Source organism: Kluyvera ascorbata, from assembly GCF_023195735.1.
Classification (GTDB): Bacteria; Pseudomonadota; Gammaproteobacteria; order Enterobacterales; family Enterobacteriaceae; genus Kluyvera; species Kluyvera ascorbata.
In genome coordinates, this window is the sequence record NZ_CP096201.1 from 4,727,708 (window position 1) to 4,744,397 (window position 16,690).

The window sequence follows — 16,690 nt, forward strand, 5'->3', positions numbered from 1 at the left end:
TGAGCCTTCTTTCAGTATAAGGGTTTACGCACAATAAAGAGACAGGGCGCTCATTGAGCGCCCTGTTAGTTGTAAGGAAAGATGACGGTTTTGTGAATTAGTCGGCATCGTAGCCGAGGTTCGGCGCCAGCCAACGCTCCACTTCAGCCACGCTCATCCCTTTACGGAAGGCGTAATCCTCAACCTGGTCGCGCTGAATCTGCGCCACCGCGTAGTACTTGCTGTCCGGGTGGCTGAAGTACCAGCCGGAAACCGACGCGCCTGGCCACATGGCGAAGGATTCGGTCAGCTTCATACCGGTGTGGGTTTCCACGTCCAGCAGTTCCCAGATGGTGCCCTTCTCGGTGTGTTCCGGGCAGGCCGGGTAGCCAGGAGCCGGGCGAATCCCCTGGTAGTTTTCGCGGATAAGCTCTTCGTTGCTCAGGTTTTCATTCGGTGCGTAGCCCCAGTAAACCTTACGCACGCGCTCGTGCAGATACTCGGCAAAGGCTTCCGCCAGACGGTCGGCAATCGCCTTCACCATGATCTTGTTGTAATCGTCGTGCTGCGCTTCATACGCATCGGCCAATGCGTCTTCTTCCAGACCACCGGTTACCGCGAAGGCCCCAATGTAGTCCGCTTTGCCGGAGGTTTTCGGCGCCACAAAGTCAGACAGGCAGTAGTTCGCAAAGCCGACTTTCTCGGTCTGCTGGCGCAGATGGCGGCTGACGGTCAGCACGTGGGTGCGCGTTTCGTCGCGATAAATTTCCACATCGTCGCCCACGCGGTTGGCCGGGAACAGCCCGACGACGCCGCGAGGATTGAGGGATTTTTCCGCGCTCAGTTGATCCAGCATGTCGTTGGCATCTTTGAACAGGCGCTTCGCCTCTTCGCCCACCACCTCATCTTCGAGAATGCGCGGGTACTTCCCGGCCAACGACCAGGTCATAAAAAACGGTGTCCAGTCGATGTAGTTACGCAGCGTTTCGATACTGGCTTCCACTTCCTGTACCCCCAGACGATGCGCCACCGGCGGGGTGTAGTTTTCCCAGTCGAACGCCAGATCGTTTTCGCGCGCGGCGGCCAGCGTTACCGGCGGGGTGCGTGGTTTTTTACGCCCGTGCTGAATACGCACGGTTTCGTACTCTTTACGCGTACGAGCGACAAAGTCATCGTGCTGCGTATCGGAGAGCAGCGAAGCCACCACGCCCACGGTGCGCGAGGCGTTCTGCACATAGACCGTTGGGCCGCTGTAGTTCTGCTCAATTTTCACCGCGGTGTGCGCTTTGGAGGTGGTCGCGCCGCCAATCAGCAGCGGAATGGTAAAGCCCTGACGCTCCATCTCTTTTGCCACGTTAACCATTTCATCCAGCGACGGGGTAATCAGGCCAGAGAGGCCAATCAGGTCCGCATTCACCTCTTTGGCGGTTTTGAGGATTTTGTCCGCCGGGACCATCACGCCGAGGTCGATGATTTCGTAGTTATTACACTGCAGCACCACGCCGACGATGTTTTTGCCGATGTCGTGCACGTCGCCCTTCACGGTCGCGATAACCATCTTGCCGTTGCTGGAGCCTTTCTCTTTGCTGGCTTCGATGTACGGTTCAAGGTAGGCCACCGCCTGTTTCATCACGCGGGCGGATTTCACCACCTGCGGCAGGAACATTTTGCCCTCACCGAACAGGTCACCGACCACGTTCATGCCGTCCATCAGCGGCCCTTCAATCACCTCAATCGGGCGCGCAGCCTGCTGGCGGGCTTCTTCAGTGTCGAGCTCGATAAATTCGGTAATGCCTTTTACCAGCGAGTATTCGAGACGCTTTCTCACGTCCCAACTGCGCCATTCCGCCTGTTGAGCGTTGGCGGTCTCGTCGGTTTTGCTGCCGCGATATTTTTCGGCCAGCTCCAGCAAACGCTCGGTGCCGTCGTCGCGACGGTTGAGGATCACATCTTCAACAGCGTCGCGCAGCTCGGCCGGCAGGTCGTCGTAAATCGCCAACTGACCGGCGTTGACGATCCCCATGTCCATGCCGTTACGGATGGCGTAGTAGAGGAACACCGCGTGAATGGCTTCACGCACCGGGTCGTTACCGCGGAATGAGAACGATACGTTGGACACACCGCCGGAGATCAGCGCATGCGGGAGCTCGCGTTTGATGTCTTCGCAGGCGCCGATAAAGTCCTGCGCGTAGTTGTTGTGTTCTTCAATACCGGTAGCTACGGCGAAGATGTTCGGGTCAAAGATGATGTCTTCCGGCGGGAAGCCCACCTCTTTGGTCAGAATGTTGTAGGCGCGGCGGCAAATCTCAATTTTGCGCTCGCGGGTGTCGGCCTGGCCCACTTCATCAAAGGCCATAACCACCATTGCCGCACCGTAACGACGCACTTTTTTCGCGTGTTCGATAAACGGTTCAACGCCCTCTTTCATCGAGATGGAGTTGACGATGCCTTTGCCCTGAATGCACTTCAGCCCTTTTTCGATGACGTCCCATTTGGAGGAGTCGATCATAATCGGCACGCGGGCGATATCCGGCTCACCGGCAATCAGGTTGAGGAAACGCACCATCGCCGCTTCGGCGTCGAGCATCCCCTCATCCATGTTGATGTCGATGATCTGTGCGCCGCTTTCCACCTGCTGGCGGGCCACGTCCAGCGCTTCGTTGTATTTTTCTTCTTTGATCAGGCGCTTAAACTTCGCCGAGCCGGTGACGTTGGTACGTTCACCGACGTTCACAAACAGGCTGTCGTCGCCGATGTTCAGCGGCTCAAGACCGGACAAACGGCACGCCACTGGCAGATCCGGCAGCTTGCGCGGCGGCAAGCCTTCAACCGCGCGGCTCATCGCCGCAATGTGTTCCGGCGTGGTGCCGCAGCAGCCGCCGACCACGTTGAGGAAGCCCGCCTGCGCCCATTCCTGAATCTGGGCCGCCATGGTGTCGGCATCAAGGTCGTACTCGCCGAAAGCGTTCGGCAGACCGGCGTTCGGGTGCGCAGTCACGTAGCATTCGGCAATGCGCGACAGTTCCTGGACGTACTGGCGCAGTTCGTCCGGGCCGAGGGCGCAGTTCAGGCCGAAGGTCAGAGCGTCGGCGTGGCGCAGGGAGTTGTAGAACGCTTCGGTCGTCTGGCCGGAGAGCGTACGCCCGGAGGCGTCGGTGATGGTGCCGGAAATCATGATCGGCAGGTCAACGCCCAGCGCTTCAAACTCTTCTTTCACCGCAAAGATTGCCGCTTTGGCGTTCAGGGTATCGAAGACCGTTTCAATCAGAATCAGGTCGCTACCGCCCTCCACCAGCGCTTTGGTGGATTCACGATAGGCCGCCACCAGCTGATCGAAAGTCACGTTACGGTAAGCCGGGTCGTTGACATCCGGTGAGATAGAGGCGGTGCGGTTGGTTGGGCCAAGCACGCCCGCGACATAGCGCGGTTTATTCGGCGTGCGCGCCGTCCATTCGTCGGCGCAGGCGCGTGCCAGTTTCGCCGCAGCAAAGTTAATCTCCGCCGACAGGGATTCCATCTGGTAATCCGCCATAGCGATAGTCGTGGAGTTAAAGGTATTGGTTTCAATGATATCCGCGCCCGCTTCAAAGTAGGCGTTATGGATAGCGCTGATGACCTCCGGCTTGCTGAGCACCAGCAGGTCGTTGTTGCCCTTCAAGTCGCACGGCCAGTCGGCGAAGCGTTCGCCGCGGAAGTCCTGCTCGCTCAGACGATAGCCCTGGATCATGGTGCCCATGCCACCGTCCAGAACCAGAATACGTTCATTTAACTGCGCACGCAGTTGCTCCACTTTGCTGCTCACAAGCACTCCCGACACCGCTCAACGAAACCCAGAGATAAAAAAGCAATAAAGCATACTGGCATAAACTGTGGGGGTGGAAAAGGAAACAACTTGCTACTTGAGACATGTTCAACATGACTCATCGGAGCAGTAATACGAACGGTTGTATTATAATCAATAAAAACGAAAACAATTTCCACGATACAGAAAGGAGTTGCGATGGTTGCCAACGTTCCTGCGAAACGCGGTAGAAAACCCGCCCCTGCCGCTGCCCCGGCAACCGGCCAGGTGCAATCACTGACCCGCGGCCTGAAGCTGCTGGAGTGGATTGCCGAATCCCATAGCAGCGTCGCGCTGACCGAACTCGCACAGCAGGCTGGGCTACCGAACTCCACCACCCACCGCTTGCTGACCACCATGCAGCAGTTGGGATTTGTGCGTCAGGTAGGTGAGCTGGGGCATTGGTCCGTGGGCGCACACGCCTTTATCGTCGGCAGCAGTTTCCTGCAAAGCCGTAATTTGCTGGCGATCGTCCACCCGATTCTGCGCAAGCTGATGGAAGACTCCGGCGAGACGGTGAATCTGGCGGTACTCGATAAGAGCGATCACCAGGCGATTATTATCGATCAGGTACAGTGTACGCAGCTGATGCGCATGTCCGCTCCGATTGGCGGCAAGCTGCCAATGCACGCCTCCGGCGCGGGCAAAGCGTTCTTATCCCAACTGAGCGAAGAGGAAGTCACCAGCCTGCTGCACCGCAAGGGGCTGCACGCTTACACTCACGCGACGCTGGTGTCGCCGGTACATCTGAAAGATGACCTCGCCCAGACGCGCAAGCGCGGCTATTCGTTTGATGATGAAGAACATGCGCTCGGCCTGCGCTGCGTGGCATCGTGTATTTACGACGAACACCGCGAGCCGTTTGCGGCCATCTCCATTTCCGGGCCGATTTCGCGCATTACCGACGACCGGGTCACCGAGTTTGGCGCAATGGTGATTAAAGCGGCGAAAGAAGTCACACTGGCGTACGGCGGCATTAAATAAACAAAATGCCCCAATAGGGGCATTTTCGGTAGGCCTGATAAGCGTAGCGCCATCAGGCAGATCGGCGCGCATTGCCGGATGGCGGCGCAAGCGCCTTATCCGGCCTACGGTCGGGTTCATAACGCACGCTGAAACGCTGGCGGCGGCGGTAGGCGTAAACGTCTTCTACATGCCCATTCTTAATACGCGTTTGCAGGCCGCGCCAGTAGTCGGCGCTGAGCAGGTCGGCGTGCATCTCTTCAAACAGCGGCCCGATACGTGGGTCGGCGCATAGCCAGTGGCGGAACTCTTCCGGGAAGACATCCCCCGGCGACACGCTGTACCAGGGCTCGCTGGCGAGTTCATCCTCCGGATAGCGCGGCGGTGGAATATCGCGAAAGTTTACCTCCGTCATATAGCAAATCTCATCGTAGTCGTAGAACACCACGCGGCCATGGCGGGTGACGCCGAAATTCTTAAACAGCATATCGCCGGGGAAAATATTGGCGGCGGCAAGCTGGCGAATGGCGTTACCGTACTCCTCCACCGCATCGCGCAGCGGCTGGCCGTCCACTCGCTCCAGCCAGATATTCAACGGCACCATTCGGCGTTCGATGTAGAGATGGCTGATAGCAATTTTATCGCCCATATCGACGATTTTCTCCGGTACTTCTCGCAATAAGAGCGCCATTAGCGCGGGGGAAATCTGCTGCTTATCCAGAACGAAGTTTTCGAATTCCTGGGTATCCGCCATACGGCCAACGCGGTCGTGCTCTTTTACCAGTTGGTAGCAGGCGCGCACGTGGGCGGCAGACATCTCTTTTTGCGGCGCGAATTGGTCTTTGATGACTTTAAATACCCGGTCGAATCCCGGAAGCGTGAACACCAGCATCACCATCCCGCGAATGCCCGGCGCTTCGATAAACTGCTCGTCGGTGCTGGCGATGTAGTTCAGGTACTCACGGTAGCTTTCCGTTTTCGCATGCTTCTGGCAGCCAATCGCCATATACAGTTCAGCGGTGGTTTTGCCCGGCAGGATCTCCCGCAGCCACTCGACCAGAGCAGCGGGCAGCGGGGCGTAAACCATAAAGTAGGAACGCGCGAAGCCAAAGACGATGCTCGCCTCTTCGGTGGTGGTCAGGCAGGTATCGACGAAAAGCTCCCCTTCATCGGTGCGATGAATCGGGATTAAAAACGGCAGCGTGCCGTCTGGCGTGATGAGCTTACCAATAAGCCAGGCGGCTTTATTACGATAAAACAGTTCGTTAGCGATTTGCAGATGCGCGCGATGCAGCGTCTCAGCGCCCAGCGTTTCGCTCAGGTGCGCCATGATATAGCCAACGTCACGGAATTTGTTTTGCCACGGCAGACGCAGCGGTAGGTCGCTGAGCATTTTGAAAATCACCGCTTCCCAGCCAGAATCCGGGAAGAAGTCTTTTGCCTGCGGGCGTGGAATCGCGCGAAAGCGACGCTCCGGCTGCGAGCTGAAAATAAATAACCGCTCGGGGCTTAGCGAGCGGTGATCGAAGAGTCGACAATAGACCGAATTAAAAAAACTCTCGGCAATTTCGAAGCGCGGGTAATCCGGCAGCAGGCGGGTGTACTGCGCTTTGACGCGCAGCAGAAAATCCGCATCGGTACTTTTACCATCGGTAATGCAGCGCAGCTGTTCAACCACCAACCCCACGTGGTGGTCGTACAGATGGATACGGCTTTTCATTGCCTGCTGAACCGCATGCCAGTCGGCCTGTTCAAACCGTTGCTGTGCACCAGACGTCACTTCCAGAAAGCGCCCGTACTGGGCGTCAAAGCCTTGCAGAATCGTTTGGGCAATCAGGAGTTCCAGGCCACGCGTCATCTTTCGCCCTCATTGCCGGATGGCGGCTCACGCCTTATCCGGCCTACATTTTCGGGTAGGCCGGATAAGCGCAAGCGCCATCCGGCATTCATCAGAACTGCGATTCTTCCGTCGATCCCGTCAGCGCGGTCACCGACGATACGCCGCCCTGGATAATGGTGGTGACGTTATCGAAGTAGCCGGTGCCGACCTCCTGCTGGTGGGAAACGAAGGTATAGCCATCTTTCGCCGCCGCGAACTCAGCCTGTTGAACCTTCTCAACGTAGTGCTTCATCCCTTCGCCCTGCGCGTAGGAGTGCGCCAGGTCAAACATGTTGAACCACATGCTGTGGATGCCCGCCAGGGTAATGAACTGGTATTTGTAGCCCATGTCCGACAGCTGCTGCTGGAAGCTGGCAATGGTTTTATCATCCAGCTTTTTCTGCCAGTTAAACGACGGCGAGCAATTGTAGGCCAGCAGCTTGCCAGGGTATTTCGCGTGAATAGCGTCGGCAAAGCGCTTCGCCAGCGCCAGATCCGGGGTGGAGGTTTCACACCACACCAGGTCGGCGTACGGCGCGTACGCCAGGCCACGGCTGATCGCTTGTTCGATGCCCGCATGAGTACGATAGAAACCTTCACTGGTGCGCTCGCCGGTGATGAAGTCGCTGTCATACGGGTCGCAGTCGGAAGTGATGAGATCCGCCGCATCCGCATCGGTACGGGCGATCAGCAGGGTTGGTACGCCCATCACATCGGCCGCCAGACGCGCGGCAACCAGCTTCTGAATCGCTTCCTGAGTCGGTACCAACACCTTGCCACCCATGTGGCCACATTTCTTCACTGAGGCCAGCTGATCTTCGAAGTGTACCGCCGCTGCACCGGCTGCAATCATCGACTTCATCAGCTCGAAGGCGTTCAGTACACCGCCGAAGCCGGCTTCGGCGTCGGCAACGATCGGCAGGAAATAGTCCACATAGCGTGGGTCGTTTGGCTCAATGCCGTTCGCCCACTGAATTTGATCGGCGCGGCGGAAGGTGTTGTTGATTCTGTCGACCACCGCCGGGACGGAGTTCGCCGGGTAGAGCGACTGATCCGGGTACATGCTGGAGGCCAGGTTCGCGTCCGCCGCCACCTGCCAGCCGGAGAGGTACACCGCTTCAATACCCGCTTTCGCCTGTTGCAGCGCCTGCCCGCCGGTCAGCGCGCCAAGGCTGTTCACATAGCCCTTTTTCGATTCGCCATGCAGCAGACGCCACATTCTGGCGGCACCGAGCTGAGCCAGCGTACATTCCGGGTTGACCGACCCGCGCAGTTTCACCACTTCTTCCGCGCTGTACGGGCGACGAATGCCCTCCCAGCGAGGCTGCGTCCACTCTTTTTGTAAATCTTCAATTTGTTGGGTACGAGTTTTCATGTGCAGATGCTCCATATTGTTATGTGGTGAATTACGCCAGCAGGCGGTAGCCAGGCAGGGTCAAGAAGTCGATAAGTTCGTCGGAGGTGGTGATCTGCTCCATCAGGCGTGCGGCATCATCGAAACGGCCGCCGCTGAAGCGCGCATCGCCCAGCTCATCTTTGATAACCAGCAGCTCTTCGGCCAGCATCTGGCGGAACAGTGGTTTGGTCACCGGTTTGCCGTTGCTGAGCGTTTTCTGATGGTGGATCCACTGCCAAATGGAGGTGCGGGAGATCTCGGCGGTCGCCGCATCTTCCATCAGGCCATAAATCGGTACGCAGCCGTTGCCGGAGATCCAGGCTTCGATGTACTGAACCGCCACGCGAATGTTGGCGCGCATCCCCTCTTCCGTGCGATCACCGTCGCATGGTGTCAGCAGCTCTTCCGCGGTAATCGGCGCATCGTCAGCGCGGGAAACGGCTAACTGGTTAGGACGCTCACCCAACACCTCGTTAAATACCGCCATCGCGGTATCCGCCAGACCCGGGTGCGCCACCCAGGTGCCGTCGTGGCCGTTATTGGCTTCCAGCGATTTGTCCGCTTTCACCTTGTTCAGTACCTGCGCGTTACGCTCGGCATCTTTGCTTGGGATAAACGCCGCCATACCGCCCATCGCGAAGGCACCTCGTTTGTGGCAGGTTTTAATCAGCAGGCGCGAGTAGGCGCTGAGGAACGGTTTATCCATCGTCACTACCTGACGGTCCGGCAGTACGCGGTCTGGGTGATTCTTCAGGGTTTTGATATAGCTGAAGATGTAATCCCAGCGGCCGCAGTTCAGGCCAACAATGTGGTCACGCAGCGCGTGCAAAATTTCGTCCATCTGGAAAACCGCCGGCAGCGTTTCAATCAACAGCGTGGCTTTGATGGTGCCGCGCGGTAGGTTGAAGCGGTCTTCCGCAAAGCAGAATACCTCGTTCCACCAGGCCGCTTCCTGCCAGGCCTGCGTTTTCGGCAGATAGAAATAGGGGCCGCTGCCTTTGGCCAGCAACGCTTTGTAGTTGTGGAAAAAGTAGAGCGCGAAATCAAACAGGCTGCCCGGGATGGCTTCACCGCGCCATGTCACGTGCTTTTCCGGCAGGTGCAGACCGCGTACGCGGCAGATAAGCACCGCAGGGTCGGGCTTGAGCTGATAGATTTTTCCCGCGTCGTTGGTGTAGCTGATGGTGCCGTTAACGGCATCGCGCAGGTTGATCTGGCCTTCAATGACCTTGTTCCAGTCCGGTGCGAGGGAATCCTCAAAGTCAGCCATGAACACTTTGACGTTCGCGTTCATCGCGTTAATGACCATTTTGCGCTCAACCGGCCCGGTAATTTCTACGCGGCGATCCTGTAAATCAGCCGGAATACCACGAATCTTCCAGGTTTCATTACGAATGGAAGCAGTTTCCGAAATAAAACCAGGGAGTTTGCCATCGTCGATATCCTGCTGCTGTTGAATACGTGCGGCCAGCAGCTTATTGCGTTCAGGCGTAAATCGGGTCACCAGTTCGGTCAGAAATTCCACCGCATCCTCAGTCAGAACCTGCTGTTCCTGCGCGCCAGAAGGCTTAAGAAAAGCCAGTTCATCGGTTGTTGTGGCCTGTTGTGTCATGGTGCAGCTCCTCGTAAGTGATCCGAATAGTTTCCCCGCCAGCTGAGCAGAAGATCGTTGTGTAGTTTTCGCTCAACGTTTTTAAGCCTAATCAATAAAATTAAAAAAACAAAAACAATTTCCATTTTTAATTAAAAATAAATGCAACTTATTGATTAGTAATAAGATAAAAATATAATTTTTACTGGAGGTGTTTTCGGAAACAAAAAAGGCACCCGAAGGTGCCTGATTGAGAATGCTGAAACGCTTTAGGATCGTGGAGAGTAGAGGATCAATCCAGAGTAGGGTTCATATTCCGCAGATCGTACGGTGTGATCTGGTAGACGTAGTAGTTGAGCCAGTTGGCAAACAGCAGGTTTCCGTGGCTGCGCCAGGTGGCGTGCGGTTTGTTATTAGGGTCGTCTTTCGGGAAGTAGTTATAGGGTACTTCCGGGGTTAAACCGGCATCCACGTCGCGGAAAAATTCACTCGCCAGGGTATGGGCATCATATTCCGGGTGACCGGTAACAAAAGCGATGCGTTTATCTTTGCTGGCGAACAGATAGGCGTCACCATCTTCCGTTTCAGCGAGAATTTCCAGGTCGGTATAGTCACGGATCAGCTGCGCCGGGAAGTCGGCATAGCGAGAGTGTGGTGCCAGGAAGCTATCATCAAAACCACGAGTCAGCAGGGCATGCGGGTGAAGAATGTGATGTTGGTAAACGCCGGAGAGTTTGTCGCTGCGGGTCTGTTTTGGAATACCGTAGAGAATATTGAGTGCGGCCTGTACCGCCCAACAGACAAACAGCGTCGACGTAACGTGATCTTTTGCCCATTCCAGCACCTGCTGGATCTGTGGCCAATAGGCAACGTCGTTGAATTCCACCAGGCCTAACGGCGCACCGGTGACGATCAACCCATCGAAGTTTTGGTCGCGAATGTCGTCGAAATTGCAGTAAAAATTATTTAAATGTTCGGTTGGCGTGTTGCGAGATTCGCGCGCATCGATACGCAGGAGCTGAATATCCAGCTGTAGCGGTGAGTTTGACAGAAGGCGTAGGAACTGGTTTTCTGTCTCAATCTTCTTCGGCATCAGGTTGAGGATCAGTACCTTCAAAGGACGAATTTCCTGACCTGTAGCACGCGACGTGGTCATCACAAAGACGTTCTCATCACGCAAGAAATTGACGGCTGGTAGCTCGTCCTGCACCCGAATCGGCATAACCTTATTACCTCACAGCATACGTATAAACGTTTAGACATCCAGACAGCTAACAATACCGAGAAATACGCGAAATGTCGAGTCTGCATGTTCAAGGTGAGAAAGTTTCAATCACGCTTGCGGTAGAATGCGGAAACAATTCTGATAGGAGTATTACCGTGATAATTCGACGTTCACAGCGCCATGAGGGCGAGCGGTTAGTGGCTATCTGGTGCCGTTCGGTTGATGCAACGCATGATTTTCTGTCCGCTAAGGACAGAGTAGCAATAGAGACCCAGGTGCGCGCCTTTCTGCCCGACGCACCGCTGTGGGTCGCGGTAAATACGGATGATGTACCGGTGGCGTTTATGCTGCTTTCTGAACACCATCTTGAGGCGCTGTTTGTCGACCCCGATGTTCGCGGTAGCGGCGTGGGACGCCTGCTAGTTGAGCATGCATTAGCGCTAATTGCCGATTTAACGACGGATGTGAACGAGCAGAACGCGCAGGCGGTAGGGTTCTATCAGAAGATGGGATTTGAGGTTACTGGGCGGTCGGAGATGGATGATCATGGCCGACCGTATCCGCTACTGCATTTACGTCACAAATAGTAGGCCGGATAAGGCGAAGCCGCCATCCGGCAGTGTGCGCCGGGCGTGCCTGATGGCGCTGCGCTTATCAGGCCTACAGGCCTTTAAATCGCAGACGCAAAAAAGCCCATCCGTCAGGATGGGCTTCTTCACTTAATTGATGCCTGGCAGTTCCCTACTCTCGCATGGGGAGACCCCACACTACCATCGGCGCTACGGCGTTTCACTTCTGAGTTCGGCATGGGGTCAGGTGGGACCACCGCGCTACAGCCGCCAGGCAAATTCTGTTATCAGACCGCTTTTTGCGTTCTGATGTAATCTGTAATCAAGCTGAAATCAATGTCTCTTTCGCCAAAACATCTTCGGCGTTGTAAGGTTAAGCCTCACGGTTCATTAGTACTGGTTAGCTCAATGTATCGCTACACTTACACACCCAGCCTATCAACGTCGTCGTCTTCAACGTTCCTTCAGGACTCTTAAAGAGTCAGGGAGAACTCATCTTGGGGCAAGTTTCGTGCTTAGATGCTTTCAGCACTTATCTTTTCCGCATTTAGCTACCGGGCAATGCCATTGGCATGACAACCCGAACACCAGTGATGCGTCCACTCCGGTCCTCTCGTACTAGGAGCAGCCCCCCTCAATTCTCCAGCGCCCACGGCAGATAGGGACCGAACTGTCTCACGACGTTCTAAACCCAGCTCGCGTACCACTTTAAATGGCGAACAGCCATACCCTTGGGACCTACTTCAGCCCCAGGATGTGATGAGCCGACATCGAGGTGCCAAACACCGCCGTCGATATGAACTCTTGGGCGGTATCAGCCTGTTATCCCCGGAGTACCTTTTATCCGTTGAGCGATGGCCCTTCCATACAGAACCACCGGATCACTAAGACCTGCTTTCGCACCTGCTCGAGCCGTCACTCTCGCAGTCAAGCTAGCTTATGCCTTTGCACTAACCTCCTGATGTCCGACCAGGATTAGCTAACCTTCGTGCTCCTCCGTTACTCTTTAGGAGGAGACCGCCCCAGTCAAACTACCCACCAGACACTGTCCGCAACCCGGATTACGGGTCTACGTTAGAACACCAGCCATTAAAGGGTGGTATTTCAAGGTTGGCTCCACACGAACTGGCGTCCGCGCTTCAAAGCCTCCCACCTATCCTACACATCAAGGACCAGTGTTCAGTGTCAAGCTATAGTAAAGGTTCACGGGGTCTTTCCGTCTTGCCGCGGGTACACTGCATCTTCACAGCGAGTTCAATTTCACTGAGTCTCGGGTGGAGACAGCCTGGCCATCATTACGCCATTCGTGCAGGTCGGAACTTACCCGACAAGGAATTTCGCTACCTTAGGACCGTTATAGTTACGGCCGCCGTTTACCGGGGCTTCGATCAAGAGCTTCGCGTTGCCGCTAACCCCATCAATTAACCTTCCGGCACCGGGCAGGCGTCACACCGTATACGTCCACTTTCGTGTTTGCACAGTGCTGTGTTTTTAATAAACAGTTGCAGCCAGCTGGTATCTTCGACTGATTTCAGCTCCATGAGTAAATCACTTCACCTACATATCAGCGTGCCTTCTCCCGAAGTTACGGCACCATTTTGCCTAGTTCCTTCACCCGAGTTCTCTCAAGCGCCTTGGTATTCTCTACCTGACCACCTGTGTCGGTTTGGGGTACGATTTGATGTTACCTGATGCTTAGAGGCTTTTCCTGGAAGCAGGGCATTTGTTACTTCAGCACCGTAGTGCCTCGTCATCACACCTCAGCGTTAAAAGAAGTCCGGATTTACCTAAACTTCCCGCCTACATGCTTAAACCGGGACAACCGTCGCCCGGCTAACATAGCCTTCTCCGTCCCCCCTTCGCAGTAACACCAAGTACAGGAATATTAACCTGTTTCCCATCGACTACGCCTTTCGGCCTCGCCTTAGGGGTCGACTCACCCTGCCCCGATTAACGTTGGACAGGAACCCTTGGTCTTCCGGCGTGCGGGTTTTTCACCCGCATTATCGTTACTTATGTCAGCATTCGCACTTCTGATACCTCCAGCATCCCTCACAGGACACCTTCGCAGGCTTACAGAACGCTCCCCTACCCAACAACACATAGTGTCGCTGCCGCAGCTTCGGTGCACAGTTTAGCCCCGTTACATCTTCCGCGCAGGCCGACTCGACCAGTGAGCTATTACGCTTTCTTTAAATGATGGCTGCTTCTAAGCCAACATCCTGGCTGTCTGAGCCTTCCCACATCGTTTCCCACTTAACTGTGACTTTGGGACCTTAGCTGGCGGTCTGGGTTGTTTCCCTCTTCACGACGGACGTTAGCACCCGCCGTGTGTCTCCCGTGATAACATTCTTCGGTATTCGTAGTTTGCATCGGGTTGGTAAGTCGGGATGACCCCCTAGCCGAAACAGTGCTCTACCCCCGAAGATGAGTTCACGAGGCGCTACCTAAATAGCTTTCGGGGAGAACCAGCTATCTCCCGGTTTGATTGGCCTTTCACCCCCAGCCACAAGTCATCCGCTAATTTTTCAACATTAGTCGGTTCGGTCCTCCAGTTAGTGTTACCCAACCTTCAACCTGCCCATGGCTAGATCACCGGGTTTCGGGTCTATACCCTGCAACTTAACGCCCAGTTAAGACTCGGTTTCCCTGCGGCTCCCCTATTCGGTTAACCTTGCTACAGAATATAAGTCGCTGACCCATTATACAAAAGGTACGCAGTCACACCCCGAAGGATGCTCCCACTGCTTGTACGTACACGGTTTCAGGTTCTTTTTCACTCCCCTCGCCGGGGTTCTTTTCGCCTTTCCCTCACGGTACTGGTTCACTATCGGTCAGTCAGGAGTATTTAGCCTTGGAGGATGGTCCCCCCATATTCAGACAGGATACCACGTGTCCCGCCCTACTCATCGAGCTCACAACACATGCAATTTTGTGTACGGGGCTATCACCCTGTATCGCCGGCCTTTCCATACCGTTCCACTATCACACATGCTGATTCAGGCTCTGGGCTGCTCCCCGTTCGCTCGCCGCTACTGGGGGAATCTCGGTTGATTTCTTTTCCTCGGGGTACTTAGATGTTTCAGTTCCCCCGGTTCGCTTCATTACGCTATGTATTCACGTAATGATAGTGTGTCGAAACACACTGGGTTTCCCCATTCGGAAATCGTCGGTTATAACGGTTCATATCACCTTACCGACGCTTATCGCAGATTAGCACGTCCTTCATCGCCTCTGACTGCCAGGGCATCCACCGTGTACGCTTAGTCGCTTAACCTCACAACCCGAAGATGTTTCTTTCGATTCATCATCGTGCTGCAAAAATTTGAGAGACTCAAACACACCTCAGTCTGTTCTTATTACGGAGAACAGAATTCAGTGTGCTGTTTCAATTTTCAGCTTGATCCAGATTTTTAAAGAGCAAATATCTCAAACGTCACCCGAAGGTAAGTTTTGAGATATTGGGGTCGGCGACTTTCACTCACAAACCAGCAAGTGGCGTCCCCTAGGGGATTCGAACCCCTGTTACCGCCGTGAAAGGGCGGTGTCCTGGGCCTCTAGACGAAGGGGACACTGAAGTCTCAATCGCAAGACGCCTTGCTATTTACTTTTCATCAGACAATCTGTGTGAGCACTTCAAAGAACGCTTCTTTAAGGTAAGGAGGTGATCCAACCGCAGGTTCCCCTACGGTTACCTTGTTACGACTTCACCCCAGTCATGAATCACAAAGTGGTAAGCGCCCTCCCGAAGGTTAAGCTACCTACTTCTTTTGCAACCCACTCCCATGGTGTGACGGGCGGTGTGTACAAGGCCCGGGAACGTATTCACCGTAGCATTCTGATCTACGATTACTAGCGATTCCGACTTCATGGAGTCGAGTTGCAGACTCCAATCCGGACTACGACATACTTTATGAGGTCCGCTTGCTCTCGCGAGGTCGCTTCTCTTTGTATATGCCATTGTAGCACGTGTGTAGCCCTACTCGTAAGGGCCATGATGACTTGACGTCATCCCCACCTTCCTCCAGTTTATCACTGGCAGTCTCCTTTGAGTTCCCGGCCGAACCGCTGGCAACAAAGGATAAGGGTTGCGCTCGTTGCGGGACTTAACCCAACATTTCACAACACGAGCTGACGACAGCCATGCAGCACCTGTCTCAGAGTTCCCGAAGGCACCAAAGCATCTCTGCTAAGTTCTCTGGATGTCAAGAGTAGGTAAGGTTCTTCGCGTTGCATCGAATTAAACCACATGCTCCACCGCTTGTGCGGGCCCCCGTCAATTCATTTGAGTTTTAACCTTGCGGCCGTACTCCCCAGGCGGTCTATTTAACGCGTTAGCTCCGGAAGCCACTCCTCAAGGGAACAACCTCCAAATAGACATCGTTTACGGCGTGGACTACCAGGGTATCTAATCCTGTTTGCTCCCCACGCTTTCGCACCTGAGCGTCAGTCTTTGTCCAGGGGGCCGCCTTCGCCACCGGTATTCCTCCAGATCTCTACGCATTTCACCGCTACACCTGGAATTCTACCCCCCTCTACAAGACTCTAGCCTGCCAGTTTCGAATGCAGTTCCCAGGTTGAGCCCGGGGATTTCACATCCGACTTGACAGACCGCCTGCGTGCGCTTTACGCCCAGTAATTCCGATTAACGCTTGCACCCTCCGTATTACCGCGGCTGCTGGCACGGAGTTAGCCGGTGCTTCTTCTGCGAGTAACGTCAATCACTAAGGTTATTAACCTTAATGCCTTCCTCCTCGCTGAAAGTACTTTACAACCCGAAGGCCTTCTTCATACACGCGGCATGGCTGCATCAGGCTTGCGCCCATTGTGCAATATTCCCCACTGCTGCCTCCCGTAGGAGTCTGGACCGTGTCTCAGTTCCAGTGTGGCTGGTCATCCTCTCAGACCAGCTAGGGATCGTCGCCTTGGTGAGCCATTACCTCACCAACCAGCTAATCCCATCTGGGCACATCCGATGGTGTGAGGCCCGAAGGTCCCCCACTTTGGTCTTGCGACGTTATGCGGTATTAGCTACCGTTTCCAGTAGTTATCCCCCTCCATCGGGCAGTTTCCCAGACATTACTCACCCGTCCGCCACTCGTCACCCAAGAGCAAGCTCTCTGTGCTACCGTTCGACTTGCATGTGTTAGGCCTGCCGCCAGCGTTCAATCTGAGCCATGATCAAACTCTTCAATTTAAGTTTGATGCTCGTGAATTAAACTTCGTAATGAATTACGTGTTCACTCA

General features: G+C 55.0%; 7 protein-coding genes, 1 tRNA gene and 3 rRNA genes. 2 read left to right on the forward strand and 9 right to left on the reverse strand.

All coding sequences use genetic code 11. The features are described from left to right. Positions 1-97: 97 nt before the first annotated feature. The gene (gene metH / locus MY052_RS22610) at positions 98-3,781 is read right to left on the reverse strand and encodes a methionine synthase (RefSeq protein ID WP_248537900.1); all 3,684 of its coding nucleotides are present in this window, start codon (positions 3,779-3,781) and stop codon (positions 98-100) included. Between the two features lie 198 nt (positions 3,782-3,979). Between metH and iclR the strand changes: the two genes are divergently transcribed. Next, positions 3,980-4,804 carry a glyoxylate bypass operon transcriptional repressor IclR gene (iclR, locus tag MY052_RS22615; RefSeq protein WP_035895219.1) on the forward strand — a complete coding sequence of 275 codons (825 nt, stop codon included), beginning with the start codon at positions 3,980-3,982 and terminating at the stop codon, positions 4,802-4,804. A 52-nt stretch (positions 4,805-4,856) separates the two neighbouring features. On the opposite strand, the gene aceK is transcribed toward iclR, so the two are convergent. The 4 genes from aceK to metA form a co-directional block, all read right to left on the reverse strand. Next, complete coding sequence (aceK, locus tag MY052_RS22620; protein WP_248537901.1) at positions 4,857-6,641, reverse strand: bifunctional isocitrate dehydrogenase kinase/phosphatase; 1,785 nt, start codon at positions 6,639-6,641, stop codon at positions 4,857-4,859. Positions 6,642-6,732: 91 nt separating this feature from the next. Then, on the reverse strand, positions 6,733-8,037 hold the full coding sequence (gene aceA, locus MY052_RS22625; RefSeq protein WP_035895222.1) for an isocitrate lyase: 1,305 nt from the start codon (positions 8,035-8,037) through the stop codon (positions 6,733-6,735). A gap of 31 nt (positions 8,038-8,068) precedes the next feature. Further along, complete coding sequence (gene aceB / locus MY052_RS22630) at positions 8,069-9,670, reverse strand: malate synthase A (RefSeq protein WP_202216768.1); 1,602 nt, start codon at positions 9,668-9,670, stop codon at positions 8,069-8,071. Between the two features lie 271 nt (positions 9,671-9,941). Next, positions 9,942-10,871 (reverse strand): homoserine O-acetyltransferase MetA, encoded by a 930-nt coding sequence (metA, locus tag MY052_RS22635; RefSeq protein WP_202216769.1) that lies wholly within the window; start codon positions 10,869-10,871, stop codon positions 9,942-9,944. A gap of 152 nt (positions 10,872-11,023) precedes the next feature. Between metA and MY052_RS22640 the strand changes: the two genes are divergently transcribed. After that, on the forward strand, positions 11,024-11,461 hold the full coding sequence (locus MY052_RS22640; RefSeq protein WP_035897897.1) for an acetyltransferase: 438 nt from the start codon (positions 11,024-11,026) through the stop codon (positions 11,459-11,461). A 141-nt stretch (positions 11,462-11,602) separates the two neighbouring features. Here the strand turns inward: MY052_RS22640 and rrf are convergent. The 4 genes from rrf to MY052_RS22660 form a co-directional block, all read right to left on the reverse strand. Continuing rightward, positions 11,603-11,718, reverse strand: a 5S ribosomal RNA gene (gene rrf, locus MY052_RS22645). 94 nt (positions 11,719-11,812) lie between these two features. After that, positions 11,813-14,720: ribosomal RNA gene (locus tag MY052_RS22650) — 23S ribosomal RNA — on the reverse strand. 219 nt (positions 14,721-14,939) lie between these two features. Further along, positions 14,940-15,015, reverse strand: a tRNA-Glu gene (locus MY052_RS22655). Between the two features lie 85 nt (positions 15,016-15,100). Continuing rightward, positions 15,101-16,640: ribosomal RNA gene (locus tag MY052_RS22660) — 16S ribosomal RNA — on the reverse strand. The 16S, 23S and 5S rRNA genes sit together here with 1 tRNA gene alongside, the layout of an rRNA operon. Positions 16,641-16,690 lie beyond the last annotated feature (50 nt).